The sequence below is a fragment of the Curtobacterium sp. NPDC089991 genome, assembly GCF_044748425.1.
In the GTDB taxonomy this organism is placed as follows: Bacteria; Actinomycetota; Actinomycetes; order Actinomycetales; family Microbacteriaceae; genus Curtobacterium.
This window is the reverse complement of sequence record NZ_JBIVGB010000002.1, coordinates 12,703-29,252: the sequence shown is the minus strand read 5'-3', so window position 1 is coordinate 29,252 and position 16,550 is coordinate 12,703. Positions and strand designations below refer to the sequence as shown.

General features: G+C 70.9%; 14 protein-coding genes. 9 read left to right on the top strand and 5 right to left on the bottom strand.

The window, feature by feature from the left end; all coding sequences use genetic code 11:
- Positions 1-37 precede the first annotated feature (37 nt).
- Both ACIPV1_RS05290 and ACIPV1_RS05285 read left to right on the top strand, forming a co-directional pair.
- Positions 38-694 (top strand): PepSY domain-containing protein, encoded by a 657-nt coding sequence (locus ACIPV1_RS05290; RefSeq protein WP_402725882.1) that lies wholly within the window; start codon positions 38-40, stop codon positions 692-694.
- Between the two features lie 97 nt (positions 695-791).
- Positions 792-1,631, top strand: coding sequence for a VOC family protein (locus ACIPV1_RS05285; protein WP_402725881.1), 840 nt, complete (start codon positions 792-794; stop codon positions 1,629-1,631).
- Positions 1,632-1,650: 19 nt separating this feature from the next.
- On the opposite strand, the gene ACIPV1_RS05280 is transcribed toward ACIPV1_RS05285, so the two are convergent.
- Complete coding sequence (locus ACIPV1_RS05280) at positions 1,651-1,968, bottom strand: hypothetical protein (RefSeq protein WP_248704538.1); 318 nt, start codon at positions 1,966-1,968, stop codon at positions 1,651-1,653.
- A gap of 70 nt (positions 1,969-2,038) precedes the next feature.
- Positions 2,039-3,601: an amino acid permease gene (locus ACIPV1_RS05275; RefSeq protein ID WP_402725880.1), complete on the bottom strand. Its 1,563-nt coding sequence runs from the start codon at positions 3,599-3,601 to the stop codon at positions 2,039-2,041.
- Between the two features lie 430 nt (positions 3,602-4,031).
- Between ACIPV1_RS05275 and ACIPV1_RS05270 the strand changes: the two genes are divergently transcribed.
- From ACIPV1_RS05270 to ACIPV1_RS05255, 4 genes are all read left to right on the top strand, one after another.
- A complete protein-coding gene (locus tag ACIPV1_RS05270) occupies positions 4,032-5,399 on the top strand; it encodes a glycine betaine/L-proline ABC transporter ATP-binding protein (protein ID WP_402725879.1) in 1,368 nt (455 codons plus the stop codon).
- Positions 5,396-6,337: a proline/glycine betaine ABC transporter permease gene (locus tag ACIPV1_RS05265; RefSeq protein ID WP_132100143.1), complete on the top strand. Its 942-nt coding sequence runs from the start codon at positions 5,396-5,398 to the stop codon at positions 6,335-6,337. Before ACIPV1_RS05270 ends, ACIPV1_RS05265 begins: the two co-directional genes overlap by 4 nt.
- A 131-nt stretch (positions 6,338-6,468) precedes the next feature.
- Positions 6,469-7,383 (top strand): glycine betaine ABC transporter substrate-binding protein, encoded by a 915-nt coding sequence (locus ACIPV1_RS05260; RefSeq protein ID WP_123292260.1) that lies wholly within the window; start codon positions 6,469-6,471, stop codon positions 7,381-7,383.
- Between the two features lie 109 nt (positions 7,384-7,492).
- A complete protein-coding gene (locus tag ACIPV1_RS05255) occupies positions 7,493-8,656 on the top strand; it encodes a mechanosensitive ion channel family protein (protein ID WP_123338999.1) in 1,164 nt (387 codons plus the stop codon).
- A gap of 88 nt (positions 8,657-8,744) precedes the next feature.
- On the opposite strand, the gene ACIPV1_RS05250 is transcribed toward ACIPV1_RS05255, so the two are convergent.
- Positions 8,745-8,936 carry a hypothetical protein gene (locus tag ACIPV1_RS05250; protein ID WP_111085947.1) on the bottom strand — a complete coding sequence of 64 codons (192 nt, stop codon included), beginning with the start codon at positions 8,934-8,936 and terminating at the stop codon, positions 8,745-8,747.
- A 93-nt stretch (positions 8,937-9,029) separates the two neighbouring features.
- Between ACIPV1_RS05250 and ACIPV1_RS05245 the strand changes: the two genes are divergently transcribed.
- The gene (locus ACIPV1_RS05245; RefSeq protein WP_402725878.1) at positions 9,030-10,181 is read left to right on the top strand and encodes an SLC13 family permease; all 1,152 of its coding nucleotides are present in this window, start codon (positions 9,030-9,032) and stop codon (positions 10,179-10,181) included.
- A gap of 301 nt (positions 10,182-10,482) precedes the next feature.
- Here the strand turns inward: ACIPV1_RS05245 and ACIPV1_RS05240 are convergent, their stop codons facing one another.
- The gene (locus ACIPV1_RS05240) at positions 10,483-11,454 is read right to left on the bottom strand and encodes a magnesium transporter CorA family protein (protein ID WP_123292263.1); all 972 of its coding nucleotides are present in this window, start codon (positions 11,452-11,454) and stop codon (positions 10,483-10,485) included.
- Between the two features lie 68 nt (positions 11,455-11,522).
- Positions 11,523-14,012, bottom strand: a complete 2,490-nt coding sequence (locus ACIPV1_RS05235) for a hypothetical protein (protein ID WP_402725877.1) — start codon at positions 14,010-14,012, stop codon at positions 11,523-11,525.
- A 135-nt stretch (positions 14,013-14,147) separates the two neighbouring features.
- Between ACIPV1_RS05235 and otsA the strand changes: the two genes are divergently transcribed.
- Positions 14,148-15,740, top strand: a complete 1,593-nt coding sequence (otsA, locus tag ACIPV1_RS05230; protein WP_123292265.1) for an alpha,alpha-trehalose-phosphate synthase (UDP-forming) — start codon at positions 14,148-14,150, stop codon at positions 15,738-15,740.
- Positions 15,733-16,515, top strand: coding sequence for a trehalose-phosphatase (otsB, locus tag ACIPV1_RS05225; protein ID WP_402725876.1), 783 nt, complete (start codon positions 15,733-15,735; stop codon positions 16,513-16,515). The genes otsA and otsB overlap by 8 nt, the downstream gene beginning before the upstream one ends.
- Positions 16,516-16,550 lie beyond the last annotated feature (35 nt).

Sequence of the window (16,550 nt, the reverse complement as noted above, 5' to 3'; positions counted from 1 at the left end):
CAGGTCTGCTTCAGCACCCCGCCGACATGCTCGTCCTATGACCTTCCGCACCCAGCTCCAGAAGCCCTCCGCCCGCCGCGTCACCGCCCTCGCCGCCCTGCCCGTCGTGGCCGCACTCGCCCTCACCGGCTGCTCCACCGACGGATCGTCCGACTCGGCGGCGTCGTCCTCGAACGGATCGGCCGCGACGGGCGCCACCACCGGCACGTCGGGTGGCGCGTCCGCGACCGCCGCTTCGGCCACGTCGAACGACGCCCTGCTGGCCGCCGTCGCGACCGCACGCGGGAGCGTCGGCTCCGGCTCCGGCTCCGGCACCGTCATCTCGGTCGAGCAGGAGCAGCGTGGCAGCGCGTACGAGGTCCTCGTCGTGACGAAGGACGGCACCGAGCACGAGGTGCACACCGACGCCGCCGGCACCGGGGTGACCGGTACCCCGCAGACGGAGACCGCGGACGCCGACGACCGCGCCGAGCACGACCGGTTCGTCGCAGCCGCCGACCTCGACGTCAGCAAGGCCGTCAGCGCCTTCGAGGACCTGCACGCCGGTTCGATCACCGAGCTCGGCCTCGACGACCACCTCGGCAAGGTGGTCTGGGAGGGTGACGTCGTCGACGGGTCAGGCACCAAGCACAGCGTCCGGATCGACGCCGGTTCGGGAGACGTCGTCACCGACCAGGTCGACACCGACGACTGACCCGACGACCGACCCGACGACCGACCCGACCGACGTCGGCGGTCAGCGGTAGACCTGGGGGCATCCGACCCGGGCGTCGGCGACCTCGGGAGACACCATGACGGACCAGACCCCTCGCACCTACCCCCAGGGCGTGCCGAGCTGGATCGACGGACGACACCCGGACCCCGACGCCGCGCAGGCGTTCTACGGCGGTCTGTTCGGCTGGGACTTCGAGGAGCGCCTGCCGCCCGGGGCCCCCGGCTCGTACCGGATCGTGAGCATCGACGGACGAGAGGTCGGCGCGATCGCATCGGGTGACGAGCGGGCGTCGTGGACGACGTACATCGCCGTGGACGACGCCGACGCGGTGGCCGCTCGGGTCGTCGAGCTCGGTGGCACCGCCGCTCCGGCGGAGGACGCCGGGCCGGGTGGCGCCGCGGGCCGCAGCGTCGACTGCGTCGATCTGCGCGGTGCGGCGTTCGGACTCTGGCAGGCGCGCGAGCGGCTCGGGTCCCAGCACATCAACGCCCCCGGCGGTTGGGTCTTCAGCGACCTCCGCTCGACCGAGCCGGAGCAGGCGATCTCGTTCTACGAGCAGCTGTTCGGCTGGCGGGTCTCCGGCATCGAGGAGGGCCCGAGCGCCATGGTCCGGCTGCCAGGCTACGGGGACCACCTCGCGGCCACCTCCGACCCCGACATCCGCGAACGGCAGGTCGGCGCACCGGAGGGCTTCGCGGACGTCATCGGCGCCCTCGCCCGACTCGACGACGGGCCGGACGACTGGCACGTGTCGTTCAGCGTGGCGGACCGTGACGCCGCCGCCGCACGGGCCGAGGAGCTCGGCGGCGCCGTGCTCGGTACCTGGCAGGGTCCGTGGACGCGTGCGGCCGAACTGCGGGACCCGCAGGGCGCCACGTTCCGCGTCACGCAGTTCGCCCCGGAGGGCGACGCCTGAGCGCAGCGCCCGCGGACCGTCAGCCGGTGGTGAGCGGCGGTCCGAGCACCTTCTGGATGGCCAGCGCGGCGAGCTGCTCGTCCGAGGTGTCGAGCAGCACGCGGAACGTCTCCGGCTCCGTGACGAACTCGACGCAGACGGCGTCCTCGTCGCACGGTCCGAGCCGCCACCCCGACACCGCGTCCATCGGCACGGAGATCCGCGCCTCGCGCTCGTAGTCGGTCTCGGCCTCCAGGCGGTCGGGGAACACCCGCAGGCGTCCGTACGCGCCTCGCCAGCTCAGCTGGAGATCGAGGGTGGGGGGAACAGACGCAGGGGAGACAGAGCGGTCCGGCACCCGCCGATCGTACCGACGGGTGCCGGACCCACTGCACTCGGCGCGCGACGTGCTGCGCACCGGGGACAGATCAGACGGTGTCGTCGGACCCCTTGTGCTCGCCGCCGTCCTCGCCGTCGCGACGGACCTGGTTCGCCGGGTCACGGACACCGATCGGGTACGGACCGGTGACGCCCTGTCGGAGCGAGGCGATGCGCAGGATGCGGTCGCGCTGCAGGAACCAGCCGACGACGAGCAGCGGGATCACGATCACGAGGGACGCGATCGTGTAGGTGCCGACCGGGTAGTCGATCGCCATCAGCACGATGACCGACGCCAGGAACGCCAGCGTGAGCCACGCGGTCACCGGGGCACCGGGCAGCTTGAAGGACGGCTCCTTCGCCAGTCCCTGCTTCGCCCACGACCGGAGCCGCATCTGGCAGAGGATGATCGTGCCCCACGCCGTGATGATGCCGAGGCTCGCAATGTTCAACGCGATCTCGAAGGCCTGGCTCGGGACGAAGTAGTTCAGGACGACGCCGGCGACCGTGAACGCGGCGGTGAGCAGGATGCCGGCGTACGGCACACCGCCCTTCGACATCTTGGTGGTCCACTTCGGCGCCGAGCCGTTCATGCCCATCGAGTGCAGGGCGCGACCGGTCGAGTACAGGCCGGCGTTGAGCGACGACAGTGCCGCCGTGAGCACGACGAAGTTCATGATGCCGCCGACGATCGACCCGACCTGCGGGTTGCCGAGCGACGAGAAGAACGTCACGAACGGGCTCTCGCCCTCCTTGTACGCCGTGTACGGCAGGAGCAGGGAGAGCAGGATGATCGACCCGACGTAGAAGACCGCGATGCGGAACACGACGGAGTTGATGGCGCGGGGGATGACCTTCTCGGTGTTCTGCGTCTCACCGGACGCGGTGCCGACGAGCTCGATCGCCGCGTACGCGAACACGACACCCTGGATCACGATGACCGCGGGGAGCAGCCCGTTCGGGAACAGTCCGCCGTTGTCGCCCCAGATCGAGAAGCCCGTGCGGACGGCTTCGCCGCCGGCCTCGACCGGGAACGCGAAGACGAGCCAGATGATCGCGACGACGAGGAACGCGACGAGTGCGGCGACCTTGATGAGCGCGAACCAGAACTCGAGTTCGCCGAACACCTTGACCGCGACCATGTTGGCGGCGAGCACGACGACCAGGGCGATCAACGCGAGGAGCCACTGCGGTGCGGCGGTGAACGCGGACCAGTACTGCAGGTAGATCGCGACGGCGGTGGTGTCGACGATCGAGGTCATCGCCCAGTTCAGGAAGTACATCCAGCCGGCGGCGTAGGCGAACTTCTCGCCGTAGAACTCGCGGGCGTAGGAGATGAACGATCCCGACGACGGACGGTGCAGCACGAGCTCGCCGAGGGCGCGCAGGATGAAGAACGCGAAGATGCCGCAGATCAGGTAGGTCAGCGCGAGCGCGGGGCCCGCGGTGTGGAGTCGTCCACCCGCACCGAGGAAGAGTCCGGTGCCGATGGCCCCACCGATCGCGATCATCTGCAGCTGCCGGGGCTTCAGACCGTGCTGGTAGCCCTCTTGCTCGTGCGAGAAGTCGTTCGCCGGAGCACGGTTCACGCCCGTGTCGTTCTGCGCTGTCATGCGCGCCAACCTACATGCGCACGGAACCGGGGCGGCACACAAACCTCCGAACGAGCTGATCTGTAACGAGACGGTCACGATCGCGATCCCCATGTGCGTGGGCGACACGCCGACGACGGGGTACAGCGGTGCCGGGATTCCGGCGGACGTCGATTGTGATCGGGGGACAAGACACCGTTAGGTTTGAACGTCCCCACAGGCCCGATGGTCGGGGACACGACGACCAGAACGCGTCAGCGGCCAGCAGCGCCGCAGCCGTACGGTCGGCCGGACCGGGACCGCCCCGAGCGTGGTCCCTGCGTGCGTGTTCGCTCGCCCTGCGCCGTTGCGCGGGCTGACGTGGACCGTGCGCGCCGTCCCGGGCGACCCGTTCGCAACCACACCGTCACCGCACGTGCGCTCCGGCGCCGCGGCGACGCGAGGAGTCCAGTTGTCCATTGCCCCATCCGAGATCCGGCACGACACGTCGCCGGACGGCACGGGCGCCGCGCTCAGTGTCCGCGGCGTCTACAAGGTGTTCGGCCGGCGTCCCGGCGACGCCGTCCGCCGCCTCGCCGCCGGCGCCACCCGCGACGAGGTCCGCGAGCAGGGATCCGCCGCGGTCATCGACGCGTCCTTCGACGTCCGTCCCGGCGAGATCTTCGTCGTCATGGGACTGTCCGGCTCCGGCAAGTCGACCCTCATCCGGATGCTCAACGGCCTGCTCGAGCCCAGCGCCGGCAGCGTCGAGATCGGCGGGCGCACGGTCACCAGGGCGAGCGCCAAGGAGATCCGCGAGATCCGTCGGTCGAGCGTGTCGATGGTGTTCCAGCACTTCGCACTGCTGCCGCACCGAACCGTGCTCGAGAACGTCGCGTACGGCCTCGAGGTGAACGGCGTCGACAAGACCACTCGGCTCGCGAAGGCCCGTGAGGTCATCGACCTGGTCGGCCTGGACGTCTGGGCCGATGCGAAGCCCGACGAGCTGTCCGGCGGCATGCAGCAGCGCGTCGGCATCGCCCGCGCCCTCGCCGCCGAGACCGACGTCCTGCTGATGGACGAGGCGTTCAGCGCGCTCGACCCGCTCATCCGCCGTGAGATGCAGGAGCAGCTCGTCGACCTGCAGCAGCGGCTCGGCAAGACCATCGTCTTCATCACGCACGACCTCAACGAGGCGATGTTCCTCGGTGACCGGATCGCCGTGATGCGCGACGGCCGGATCGTGCAGATCGGGTCGCCGGAGGACATCCTCACCGACCCGGCGAACGACTACGTCGCCCAGTTCGTGCAGGACGTCGACCGCGCCCGTGTGCTCACCGCCGCGAGCGTCATGGAACCGGCGCGCGCGGTCGTCCCGTCGACGGCGGGCCCACGTGGCGCGCTCCGGGTGATGCGCGACCTGCAGACCGCAGCGGTGTTCGTCACCGGGCGTGGTCGCACGCTCGACGGATGGGTCCGCGATCGCCACGTGATGCGACAGGTCAAGGCCGGCGACACGAACCTCGACGCCATCGTGAACACCGAGTACGCCCGGGTCTCACCCGACACCGCGCTCACCGATCTGTTCGAGCTCGCCGTGGAGTCGCCCCTGCCGATCGCCGTGGTCGACGACGAGGACCGCCTGCTCGGCGTCGTGCCGCGGGTCACACTGCTCGCAGCGCTCGGCAACGTGCCGACCGCGACCATGCCGATCCCGGTGCTCGAGCCGGTCACGCGCATCTCGGATTCGGATCTCGACGCGACCCTGGCCACCGGGGAACAGCCCGTCGTGAGCGATCCGACCATCATCTCGACCGACCGCACAGGAGCCGACGCATGACCACTCTCTTCGGATTCCGACTGCCGCTCGGCGACGCGGTCGACGCGATCGTCGAGTGGATCACGACCTACCTCGGTGGCGTCTTCGACGTCATCGCCGCGATCTTCACGTTCTTCTACGAGTGGATCGAGTACTTCCTCACGACGCCGCCGTTCTGGGCCGTGATCGTCGTGCTCGTCGCCGTGGCCTTCTGGGCGAAGGGCTGGAAGCTCGCGCTCGGCACCCTGGTCGGCCTGGCTGTCATCGTGAGCATCGGCGAGTGGAGCTACGCGATGGAGTCGCTCGCCCTCGTCGTCGTCGCCGCCGGTATCGCCGTGGTGCTCAGTCTGCCGCTGGGCGTCTGGGCGGCGCGCTCCGACGCAGCGAGCCGGACGATCAAGCCGGTCCTCGACTTCATGCAGACGACCCCGGCGTTCGTGTACCTGATCCCCGCGCTCATCCTGTTCGGCATCGGGCCGGTGCCGGGCATCGTCGCGACGATCGTCTTCGCGATGGCGCCGGGCGTCCGCCTCACCGAGCTCGGTATCCGCGGCGTCAGCTCCGAGGTCGTCGAAGCCGGTGCTGCGTTCGGCTCGAGCCCGTGGCGGATCCTCCGTCAGATCCAGCTGCCGCTCGCTCGTCCGAGCATCATGGCCGGCGTCAACCAGGTCATCATGCTCTCGCTGTCCATGGTCGTCATCGCGGGCATGGTCGGCGCCGGGGGACTCGGCGGCCAGATCGTCGCCGCCCTGAACCGCATCGACGTCGGTCTGGGCTCCGAGGCAGGCATCTCGGTCGTGATCCTCGCGATCGTGCTGGACCGGATGACCGCAGCGTTCGGTGGCGACCGCAAGAAGCGCGCTCCGAGCCGGACGACGGCGGCCACCGCGCCCACCGGCGACGACGACCAGGAGTCGGCGACCCAGCAGGCGGAGCAGCCCGTGCCGGTCGGCGCCTGACGGCTGGAGCGCCGTCGCGCACCCGGTCGACCAGATCATCCAGACCCCACAGACCGCACGGTGACAGCACGCCGTGTCGACGACGCCGAACCCGGTCCGCCGGTGCCGAGCGTCGAACCAGGAAGGAAACCATGAACACCCGAACCAAGATCCTGTCGGCCATCGGACTCGGTGCCGCCGCGGCCCTCGCGCTCAGCGCCTGCTCGCCGCCCGGCTCGAGCAACGCGTCCGACACGGTGGACAACGGCGACAAGCAGGCGATGAAGATGGTCGTCTTCAACGGCTGGGACGAGGACACCGCAGCAAGCGAGCTCTGGAAGTACGTCCTCGAGAAGAAGGGGTACGACGTCGAGCTCGACTACGCGGACCCCGCGCCGGCGTACCAGGGGCTGGCTCAGGGCGACTACGACGCCGTGCTCGACACCTGGCTGCCGAACACGCACAAGGCGTACATGGACAAGTACGGCGACGACCTCGAGGACCTCGGGTCGTGGAACGACCAGGCGTCGCTCGAACTCACCGTGAACGCGGACGCTCCGATCGACTCGCTCGCCGACCTCGCCGCGCACAAGGACGACTTCGGCGGACGGATCGTGGGCATCGAGCCCGGCGCGGGCGAGACGAAGATCGTCAAGGAGAAGGTCATGAAGGCCTACGGGCTCGACGACTGGGAGCTCGTCACGAGCTCGACGCCGGCGATGCTGTCCGAGCTGAAGAAGTCCGAGAAGGACGGCAAGGACATCGTCGTCACCCTCTGGCGTCCGCACTGGGCCTACAACGCCTTCGACGTGAAGGACCTCGAGGACCCGAAGAACGCCCTCGGCGACAACGAGAGCATCCACACGATCGTGAACGAGGACTTCGGCGACGACTTCCCGCAAGCGCAGAAGTGGCTGCAGGCGTTCAAGATGGACTCCGACACGCTCTACTCGCTCGAGGACGCGCTCGTGAACAGCGGCGCGGACCAGTCCGAGTACCAGTCGATCGTCGAGAAGTGGGTTGCCGACAACGAGGACTACGTGGACTCGCTCACCGCGAGCAAGTAGCGGTTCCGTTCGGACAGGAGGCCCGCTGCGCGTCGTGCGCACCGGGCCTCCTCGCGTGCGTGGCCGGGTCCTGCGAACAACGCCTGTCGTCCGTTGCTTGCATGGAGGGATGGACATCCTCCTCCGACTCCTGGTCGCGATCGGGTTCGCCCTCCTCATCACCGCCGTCGCCGCGGTCGTCCTGCACCTGGTGCTGCGGACGGTCGCGCGACGGGAGCGGTGGGCCGGCGTGCTCTCGCGCCGGGCGAAGCACCCCTTCCGCACCACCCTGCTCGTGGTCCTGCTCTGGATCGCGTTCACCTCGAGCGTCCCGCGCGACGCCGACGCGTACCCGTGGCGTGACGAGGTCGTGCACGGGTTCCTCATCGTCACGATCGCGGTGGGCTGCTGGCTGGCGTGCCAGATCGCGATCTTCCTCGAGGACCTCGGCCTGCACCGGTTCCGCATCGACGTCCCCGACAACCGGCAGGCCCGCCGCATCCGCACGCAGGTCCTCATCATCCGGCGGCTGACCGTCGCCGTGCTCGTCATCATCGCCGTCGGCGCGATCCTGCTCACCTTCGACGGGGTCGAGGCCGCCGGCGCGAGCGTGCTCGCGAGCGCCGGACTCATCTCGGTCGTCGCGGGTCTGGCGGCGCAGTCGACGCTCGGCAACGTCTTCGCGGGCATGCAGCTCGCGTTCTCCGGGTCGATCCGCGTCGACGACGTCGTCGTGGTCGAGCAGCAGTGGGGGCGGATCGAGGAGATCACCCTCACCTACGTGGTCGTGCACCTCTGGGACGACCGGCGCTTCGTGCTGCCGTCGACCTACTTCACGAGCACCCCGTTCGAGAACTGGACGCGCACGAACAGCGAACTGCTCGGTGCCGTCGAGATGGACCTGGACTGGCGGGTCCGTCCGGGCGAGATGCGCGAGGAACTCGACCGGATCCTCGACCGCACCGAGCTGTGGGACCGCCGGGTCAAGGTGCTGCAGGTCACCGACGCCGTGCAGGGGTACGTGCGGGTGCGGGTCCTCGCGACGTCGCACGACGCCCCGTCGCTGTTCGACCTGCGTTGCTACATCCGCGAGGAACTCGTCGAGTGGATCCAGCGCACCCACCCCGACGCCCTGCCGGTCCAGCGCGTGCTCATGGTCGACGAGACCGCACCGCGGCGGCGCACGGCGTCGACCGCTGCCGACTCGGCGCTGTTCGCGCCGGGGCAGGAGGACCGCGCGGCACTCTTCACCGGTCCGATCCAGACGTCCGACATCCCGCCTGCGGAGCGCTGACGGGCTCCGGACCGGACACGGGACGGACGGGAGGCCCGGTGCCAGCTGGCACCCGGCCTCCCGTCCGTCGTGTGGTCGCGATCGCGACCTACGGCTGGCGCGCCTTGACGGCGCGGTCGTCCTCGACCACCGTGCCGATCGCCACGATCGTGGTCGCGATCCACGCGACCCACGTCAGGGCGAGCCGCCAGTCGCGGGGTCCCTGGCGGGTGGTCTGGAGCACGCTGTAGCCGCTGATGAGCGAACTCCACACCGCACCGTTGAACATGAACTTGCGCACAGAGGCCTCCTGTCGTCGTGCTGCCAACGCTACCGGTCAGTACATTGGAGCGCCGCCGGACACCCTGCCCGGCGCACTCGTGGAGGAGCGCCCGTGCGTCAGGCCGTCATCGGAGCAGTGCTGCTCGTCATCGGCGCGGTGTGCGTCGCGCTCGGCCTGCTGCCGCTCGGCGACCTCGGGGTCCTGGCCGAGCGGGTCCTGCCCGTCCTCGGGTTCGTCCTCGGGCTGACGATCGTCGCCGAGCTCGCTGCGGACGCCGGGGTGTTCGACCGACTCGCCGACGTCGCGGCACGTGTCGGCGGCGGGCGCACGATCGGGCTCTGGGGTGCGGTCGTCGTCCTCGCCGTGCTCTGCACCGTGTTCCTGTCGATCGACACGACCGCGGTGCTGCTCACCCCGATCGTGATCTCACTGGCGCGCCGGGTCGGGCTGCCGCCGATGCCGTTCGCGCTCACCACCGTCTGGCTCGCGAACACCGCGTCCCTGCTGCTGCCGGTGTCGAACCTGACGAACCTGCTCGCCGTCGACCGGATGGGCCTCGGTGGTCCGCTGCCCTTCGCCGGGCTGATGGCGTGGCCGGCCGTCGCCGGGGTCGTCGTCCCGTGCGCCGTCCTGCTCGTGGTGTTCCGCGGCAAGCTCTTCGGGCGCTACACGCCGGTGTCGGTGCGGCGTCCGTCCGACCCGGTGTCGTTCTGGGCGGCGTCCGGTGTGCTCGTCGCGCTCGTCGTGGCGCTCACCGCCGGGGTGACGGTCTGGATCGCGGCCGTGGCCGGTGCCCTCGTGCTCGTCGTGGTCGCGGCGTTCCGGTCGCCCGCCGAGCTCCGGCCGTCGCGGGTGCCGTGGTCGACGCTGCTGTTCGCCGCCGGGCTCTTCGTCGTGGTCGAGACCCTGCACAGCACCGGGCTCACCGACCCGATCGTGCGGGCGCTCGGCGACGGCACGGGCACCGGGCCGCTCCTGCTGCTCGGCGCCGGGGGAGCGGTGGCGGCGAACGCGATCGACAACCTGCCCGCGTACCTCGTGCTCGAGCCCGCCGCCGGTCACGAGGCCGTGCGGTACGCGGCGCTCCTCATCGGCGTGAACGCCGGGTGCCTGGTGACGCCGTGGGCCTCGCTCGCCACCCTGCTGTGGCACGCACGGCTGTCGGCCGAGGGCGTGCGCCTGTCGTGGGGCAGGTACATGCTGCTCGGGTGCATCGCGGCTCCGCTCACCGTGGTCGCCGGGGTGCTCGCGCTGGCGCTCTGACGCGGGGCCGCTGGGGTGCTCGCGCTCCGACGCGCGGTCGCACCGTGCGTGCTCGGTCGTTCGGTGCGGTGCCAGCTGCCTGGTGCGAGTTTGTGGCGGGGCACGGTGCGGTCAGTCGCGCACCGCCCGAACAAGCTCGCACCGTGCGCGCGCTGTGTGGCGTACGGGTTCTCGCCGTCGCACCGTGCGTGCTCGGTCGTTCGGTGCGGTGCCAGCAGCCTGGTGCGAGTTTGTGGCGGGGCACGGTGCGGTCAGTCGCGCACGGCCCGAACAAGCTCGCACCGTGCGAAGCCCGCGGCGGTCAGAGCCAGTCGCGGGCCTTGAAGACGCGGTAGAGCACGAGCGACGACGCGACGATGAGCGCGAGCGAGACGTACAACCCGCTCCACGCACCCTCGCCCGGGAACGTCACGTTCTGCCCGAAGAAGCCGGTGATGGCGGTGGGGATCGCGATGATCGCGGCCCAGCTCGTCACCTTCTTCATCACGGTGTTCTGCCGGTTCGACGCCAGGTTGAGGTTCGTGTCGAGGACACTCGAGACGGCGTCGCGCAGTTGCTCGACGGAGTCCGAGATCGACACCAGGTGGTCCTCGACGTCGCGGAAGTACGGCCGGATGCCGTCCGAGATGGTCTCCGCGTCGCCGTGCAGCAGCGATGCGACGCTGTCGCGGGTCGGGACGACGAGCCGCCGCAGCACGCCGAGGGCCTTGCGGAGGCGGAACGACCGGCGTTGGATCTGCTGTTCGCGGGCGTTGCCCCGCTCGAACAGGTCGTCCTCGAGGTCGTCGATCCGTCGCTCGATGTCCTCCACGGTCTCGGTGGCGTGGTCGACGACGGCGTCGAGCAACGCCCAGACGAGCCACGGCACACCGTGCTCGGCCACGTCCGCGTTCGCGTCGAGTCGGTGCTCCATCGCGGCGGTGTCGACGTCGGCCCCGTGGATGGTGACGAGGGCGTGCTCGGTGACGAACGCCTTCACCTCGTGGGTGACGAGCTCACCGTCCTCGCCGAGACCGCCGACGTCGTAGACCACGAGGAACAGGCTGTCGCGGTACCGGTCGAGCTTCGGGCGCTGGCCCTGCTCGACGGCGTCCTCGACGGCGAGGGCGTGGATGCCGAGCTCCTGTTCGACCTGCACGAGGTCGTCGTGCACGGGGTCGGTGTAGTCGACCCAGACGAAGGTGTCCGCGTCGGCGACGAGGTCCGAGACCCGGTCGACCGGGAAGTCCCGTTCCGCCGCGTCGCCGTTCCGCCACGCCCGTGTCCTGACCATGCGCGTCAGCCTAGTGAGACGGCCGGCCCGGGGATCCCAGGCCGGCCGTCGTCGCGTGCGGTGGTGCGTCAGTAGGCGGAGACGAGCTTCCCGTCCTCGACCTTCAGGTACTGGTACACATCGAAGCTGTCCTCGCCGTGCTCTTTGTCCCCGAAGTACGAGGTGTAGTCGTACTCGACGACACCGTCCTTCGTGCTCTGCACCATGACCGTGCCCGAACCGGAGGCCTCGACCTCGACCTCGGGCATCGTCGTGACGTCGTAGCGCACGGCACCATCAGCGTCGTACGGGCCGTACCAGGGGCACCCGCTCAGCGCGCTGAGGTCGGTCTTCGTGGCGCAGTCGTCGATCAGGTCGGTCACGTACTGCTCGGTGTCCTGCTGCAGCGCCTTCGTGGCGGTGGGGGTGAAGTCGACGTACCCGGACGACGTCGCACCGACCGACACCTGCTCGGTGCCGCCGGTGAAGTACTTCGTCCCGCCGACCTGCACCTCGTAGGTGCCGGGGTAGGCGAGCGAGGTGAACCGGCCGTCGCTGATCTCGCCGATCTCCTTGCCGCCGACCGTGACCGGGGCGCCCTCGAGCACCTCGGACGCGGTCAGCGTGACGGTCTGGGCGAGCGGCTCGGTGACGCGCCACTCGTCCTTCACCAGGAACGCGGTGCCGGTGCGCCGGAGGCTGACCTGGCCGGAGCGGTTCTTGCCGTCCTGGGTGTAGCTGACGGTGGCGAGGGCGCTGTCACCGCTCGTCGAGACGCGGCCGACGCGGATGTCCGACGGACGGTCCTTCGCGCTCTTCAGCACCGCGGTGTCGAGCATGGCGGCGTCGGACGGCACCTCGCTGAGTCGGGCGGCGGTGTCGGCGTCCCCGCTCGCGATGGCCTGCACGTAGGACTTCACGGTCGGCGCCGGGCCCCACACGTTGGCACGGAGCACACCGGTGGTGACGGCTCCCGCGATGACGACGACGACCACGGCGCCGCCGGCGATGAGCGAGCGGACCAGGACCTTCTTGGCGCGCGGCGACATCGGAGCGGGCGTGGGAGCGCCGCCGCCGACGAAGGGCTGTTCCGGCTGACCGGGGTGGCCGACGCCGGGCGTCGCCGCCCACGCTGCTGCTGCCGGGTCGCCCGCGGGCGCCGCCGACGGGAACGCGTGGTCGGCCGGCGGGAACGCCGGGCCGGCCGGCGGGAACGCCGGAGTCGCTGCCGGGAAGGTCGGTGCGGCCGCCGGGCGCTGGTCCGCTCCGACGAGGCGCGAGGTCCGCAGCACGACGCCACCGCCGAGGCGGGGGAGCAGCACGGGCGCGAGGTACCGTGCCACGGCCTCGGTCGCGCCGCCCCACAGCGCGAACACGAGCGGCGTCCACGGTGCGATCCCGATCGAACCGGTCCCGCTGACGGCGCTGATGCCCGTCGCCTGGTAGGACACCAGCCCGGTGCCGAGCACGAAGAGCAGGAGCCCGAGGGCGAACCAGACGACCGGGGTCACGACCCAGTCCAGCGTGGTGCGGAACCGGTCGTTGCGGCGGACAGCGAGTGCGAGGCCCGCGACGACCGAGGTCACGACGACGAGCAGGACGACGAGCCAGGTCCAGCCGCCGGCGCCGCCGAAGACCGACGCCGTGCTGCCCGCCGACCCGAAGCCGGACAGCCCGACGCCGCCGAAGAAGCCGAGGGCGGTGAGGCCGACCGCGACGTTGCCGACGAGCACCGGCAGCGCTGCACCCCACGAGGGCTGTGCGACCAGGGCGAGGACGATGACGACGACCGTCACCAGCACGACGAGCACCGTGAGCTGCGACGCCGCGACGCGCAGCGTGCCGAGGACGCGACCGGCGAACACGTTGCGGCCGAGCAGGGCCGACGGGCGTGCGAGCACCGCGGCGAGTGCGCCGATCACGAAGGCGCCGAGGATGCTGCCGAGGCCGACCGCGTGCACGGGGTCGATGGAGGCGCCGGAGACGGCGGGGAACCGGATGGCGAGGATGCCCGCGGCGGCGTTGGTCAGCACCGTGGTCACCAGCCCGGACAGGACGGCGGTCAGCAGGATCGGGGTGCGCCCGAGGCCGCGGGTGCGGATGCGACGGGTGAGCACGACGGCCAGCACGACCTGCGCGGCGAGCACGAGCACCGGGACGACCGCGAGTGCGCCCGACCCCGACCCGAGGAAGCCGATCGAGCCCGACAGGTGCAGGCGGCCGAGGTCGGCGAGGGCGACGAGCTGGGCGGGGGTGCCGAGCAGGACGCTGACCCCGGACAGCAGCGACTGGACGTCGGGGGTGCTCCCGGCGCCGAGGTCGGTCCCGGTGCCGGTCGACCCCGACCCGACGGAACCGGATCCCGATCCGCCCGCTGCCAGCACGGCGACGGTGAGGAGCAGCGAGATCGCGGCGACCACGTAGGCGGCGACCCAGCCGCCGACGGCGGCGAGCACGGCGGCCAGCCAGTCACGGCCGGACACGGACCGCAGCAGGCGACCGAACGCATCCGACGACTGCGGGCCGGGCTGCCCCGGCGGGACGGGCGGGACGGGCGGGTTCGGCGGGTTCTCGCTCATGGCTGGTGGGTCCTCTCCGACCGGGAGGCCGATGCCGCACGCCAGCACCCGTGTCCCCCCGACACGCACCCGCAGCGTACCGGAACCCGCCGATCCGCCGTGAATCCGCTGTCCGGGCGCTGGTAGGTTCCCACCGTGTCTGCGCCTTCTCGTTCCTCCACCAAGTACGCCTTCGTCGTCGCCTCGAACCGCCTGCCGGTGGACCGGGTCGTCGACCAGGACGGCAACGAGGGGTGGCGGCACTCGCCCGGTGGCCTCGTCACCGCCCTCGAGCCCGTGATGCGCGCGAACGACGGGGCCTGGGTCGGCTGGGTCGGCCAGCCCGAGGTCGAGGTCGAGCCGTTCGACAACGAGGGCATCCACATCGTGCCGGTCCCGTTGTCCGACGACGACGTCGAGGAGTACTACGAGGGCTTCAGCAACGACACCCTCTGGCCGCTGTACCACGACGTCATCGAGCACCCGAGCTACCACCGCGACTGGTGGAACGCCTACAAGCGCGTCAACGAGCGCTTCGCTGCCCAGATCGCCGAGATCACCGAGCAGGACGGCATCGTCTGGGTGCAGGACTACCAGCTGCAGCTCGTGCCGGCACTGCTCCGGGCCAAGCGTCCCGACCTGACGATCGGCTTCTTCAACCACATCCCGTTCCCGCCGGTCGGCATCTACGCCCAGCTGCCCTGGCGCGCGCAGATCCTGGACGGCCTGCTCGGCGCCGACGTCATCGGCTTCCAGCGCCACGACGACGCGAGCGACTTCCTCCGCGCGGTCCGTCACATCAAGGGCTACACGACGAAGGGCCAGACGATCGACGTCCCGGTCGACGACCCGGACGCACCGCGCAGCCGCAAGGGCATCACGGTCCGCCACGTCGAGGCCCGGCACTTCCCGATCTCGATCGACGCCGAGGCCTTCGAGGACATCGCGCGCCGTCCCGAGGTGCAGGAGCGTGCCCGCGAGATCCGCGAGAGCCTCGGCAACCCGAAGACGGTGCTGCTCGGCGTCGACCGCCTCGACTACACCAAGGGCATCCGACACCGCATCAAGGCCTTCGGCGAGCTCGTCGAGGACGGCCGCATCAAGGTCGAGGACGCCGCCCTCATCCAGGTCGCGAGTCCGAGCCGCGAGCGCGTCGACACCTACGCCACGCTCCGCGACGAGATCGAGCTGAGCGTCGGCCGCATCAACGGCGACCTCGGGGTCATCGGCCACCAGCCGATCTCGTACCTGCACCACGGCTACCCGCGCGAGGAGATGGTGGCGCTCTACCTGGCCGCCGACATCATGCTCGTCACCGCGCTGCGCGACGGCATGAACCTCGTCGCGAAGGAGTACGTCGCGGCCCGCTTCGACAGCGACGGAGTGCTCATCCTGTCCGAGTTCGCCGGTGCCGCCGACGAGCTGAAGCAGGCCGTCATCGTCAACCCGCACGACATCGGCGCGCTGAAGGACAGCATCGAGCGCGCGATCGAGATGCCGCGCCGCGAGCGCTCGACACGCATGCGTGCGCTCCGGAAGCGCGTGCGCGACAACGACGTGGCGCGCTGGTCGCGCTCGTTCCTCGAGGCGCTCGACCGGCACGCGCCGCGGAACGCCCAGCTCGACCCGTCCGCCACCGACCCGGCGGACCGACACCGTGAGGCGCAGACCGACAACATGTCGATCTTCGACCAGGACGCCCAGTCCGCCAGGGCTGCCGAGGACACCCGGGAGGCACGTGATGACTGAGACCACCACCGACCAGACCGCCATCGACACGGCTCTCGAGACGCTCGCGGCTGCGCCGCGACTCATCGTCGCCCTCGACTTCGACGGCACGCTCGCGCCCTTCGCCGACGAGCCGTCGCAGGTCGGCGCCCTGCCGGGCTCGTGGGCAGCGGTCCTGACCCTGCACCGTGCGACGGACACCGAGGTCGTGCTCGTCTCCGGTCGCCCGCTCGGCAGCCTCGCGGCCGTGTCGCACGCGCCGCAGGACATGGCGCTGGTCGGGTCGCACGGAGTCGAGTGGCGCGTGGACGGCCACGACGAGGCCGCCCTGACCGACGACGAGGTCGCCCGGGTCGCACGCATCGGTGCGGCGCTCGACGAGGTCGGCGCGCGGTACCCGGGCGTCGTCATCGAGCACAAGCCGGCCGGTCACGGCGTGCACACCCGTCGCGTGAGCGCCGAGGTCGCCGCGCAGGCGAACGCCGACGCGAGCCGTGCGGCGCACGATGCCGATGCCGACGTGCTCGAGCGCGGTGGCAAGGACATCGTCGAGTTCGCCGTCCGGCACGTCACGAAGGGCGACGCGATCGCCCGGCTGCGCGAGCTCCACGGTGCCGACGCGGTGTTCTTCGCCGGTGACGACGTCACCGACGAGGACGGCTTCCGCGTGCTCGGGGACGGCGACGTCGGCGTGAAGGTGGGCCCGGGGGAGACCCGTGCCGGGTACCGCATCGCGGACCCGGCGGCCCTGACCGGCGTCCTGAAGCAGCTCGCTCGCCTTCGTGCGACGCGCTGACCAGGGTGATCCGGGCCTCCCGGTCGGGCTCCGGA

Excerpts from the sequence above, each read along its gene's own strand:
- ACIPV1_RS05285 (WP_402725881.1), top strand. The coding sequence starts at position 792 with ATGACGGACCAGACCCCTCGCACCTACCCCCAGGGCGTGCCGAGCTGG.
- ACIPV1_RS05235 (WP_402725877.1), bottom strand. The coding sequence starts at position 14,012 with ATGAGCGAGAACCCGCCGAACCCGCCCGTCCCGCCCGTCCCGCCGGGG.
- ACIPV1_RS05275 (WP_402725880.1), bottom strand. The coding sequence starts at position 3,601 with ATGACAGCGCAGAACGACACGGGCGTGAACCGTGCTCCGGCGAACGAC.
- ACIPV1_RS05240 (WP_123292263.1), bottom strand. The coding sequence starts at position 11,454 with ATGGTCAGGACACGGGCGTGGCGGAACGGCGACGCGGCGGAACGGGAC.
- ACIPV1_RS05260 (WP_123292260.1), top strand. The coding sequence starts at position 6,469 with ATGAACACCCGAACCAAGATCCTGTCGGCCATCGGACTCGGTGCCGCC.
- ACIPV1_RS05255 (WP_123338999.1), top strand. The coding sequence starts at position 7,493 with ATGGACATCCTCCTCCGACTCCTGGTCGCGATCGGGTTCGCCCTCCTC.
- ACIPV1_RS05265 (WP_132100143.1), top strand. The coding sequence starts at position 5,396 with ATGACCACTCTCTTCGGATTCCGACTGCCGCTCGGCGACGCGGTCGAC.
- otsB (WP_402725876.1), top strand. The coding sequence starts at position 15,733 with ATGACTGAGACCACCACCGACCAGACCGCCATCGACACGGCTCTCGAG.
- ACIPV1_RS05290 (WP_402725882.1), top strand. The coding sequence starts at position 38 with ATGACCTTCCGCACCCAGCTCCAGAAGCCCTCCGCCCGCCGCGTCACC.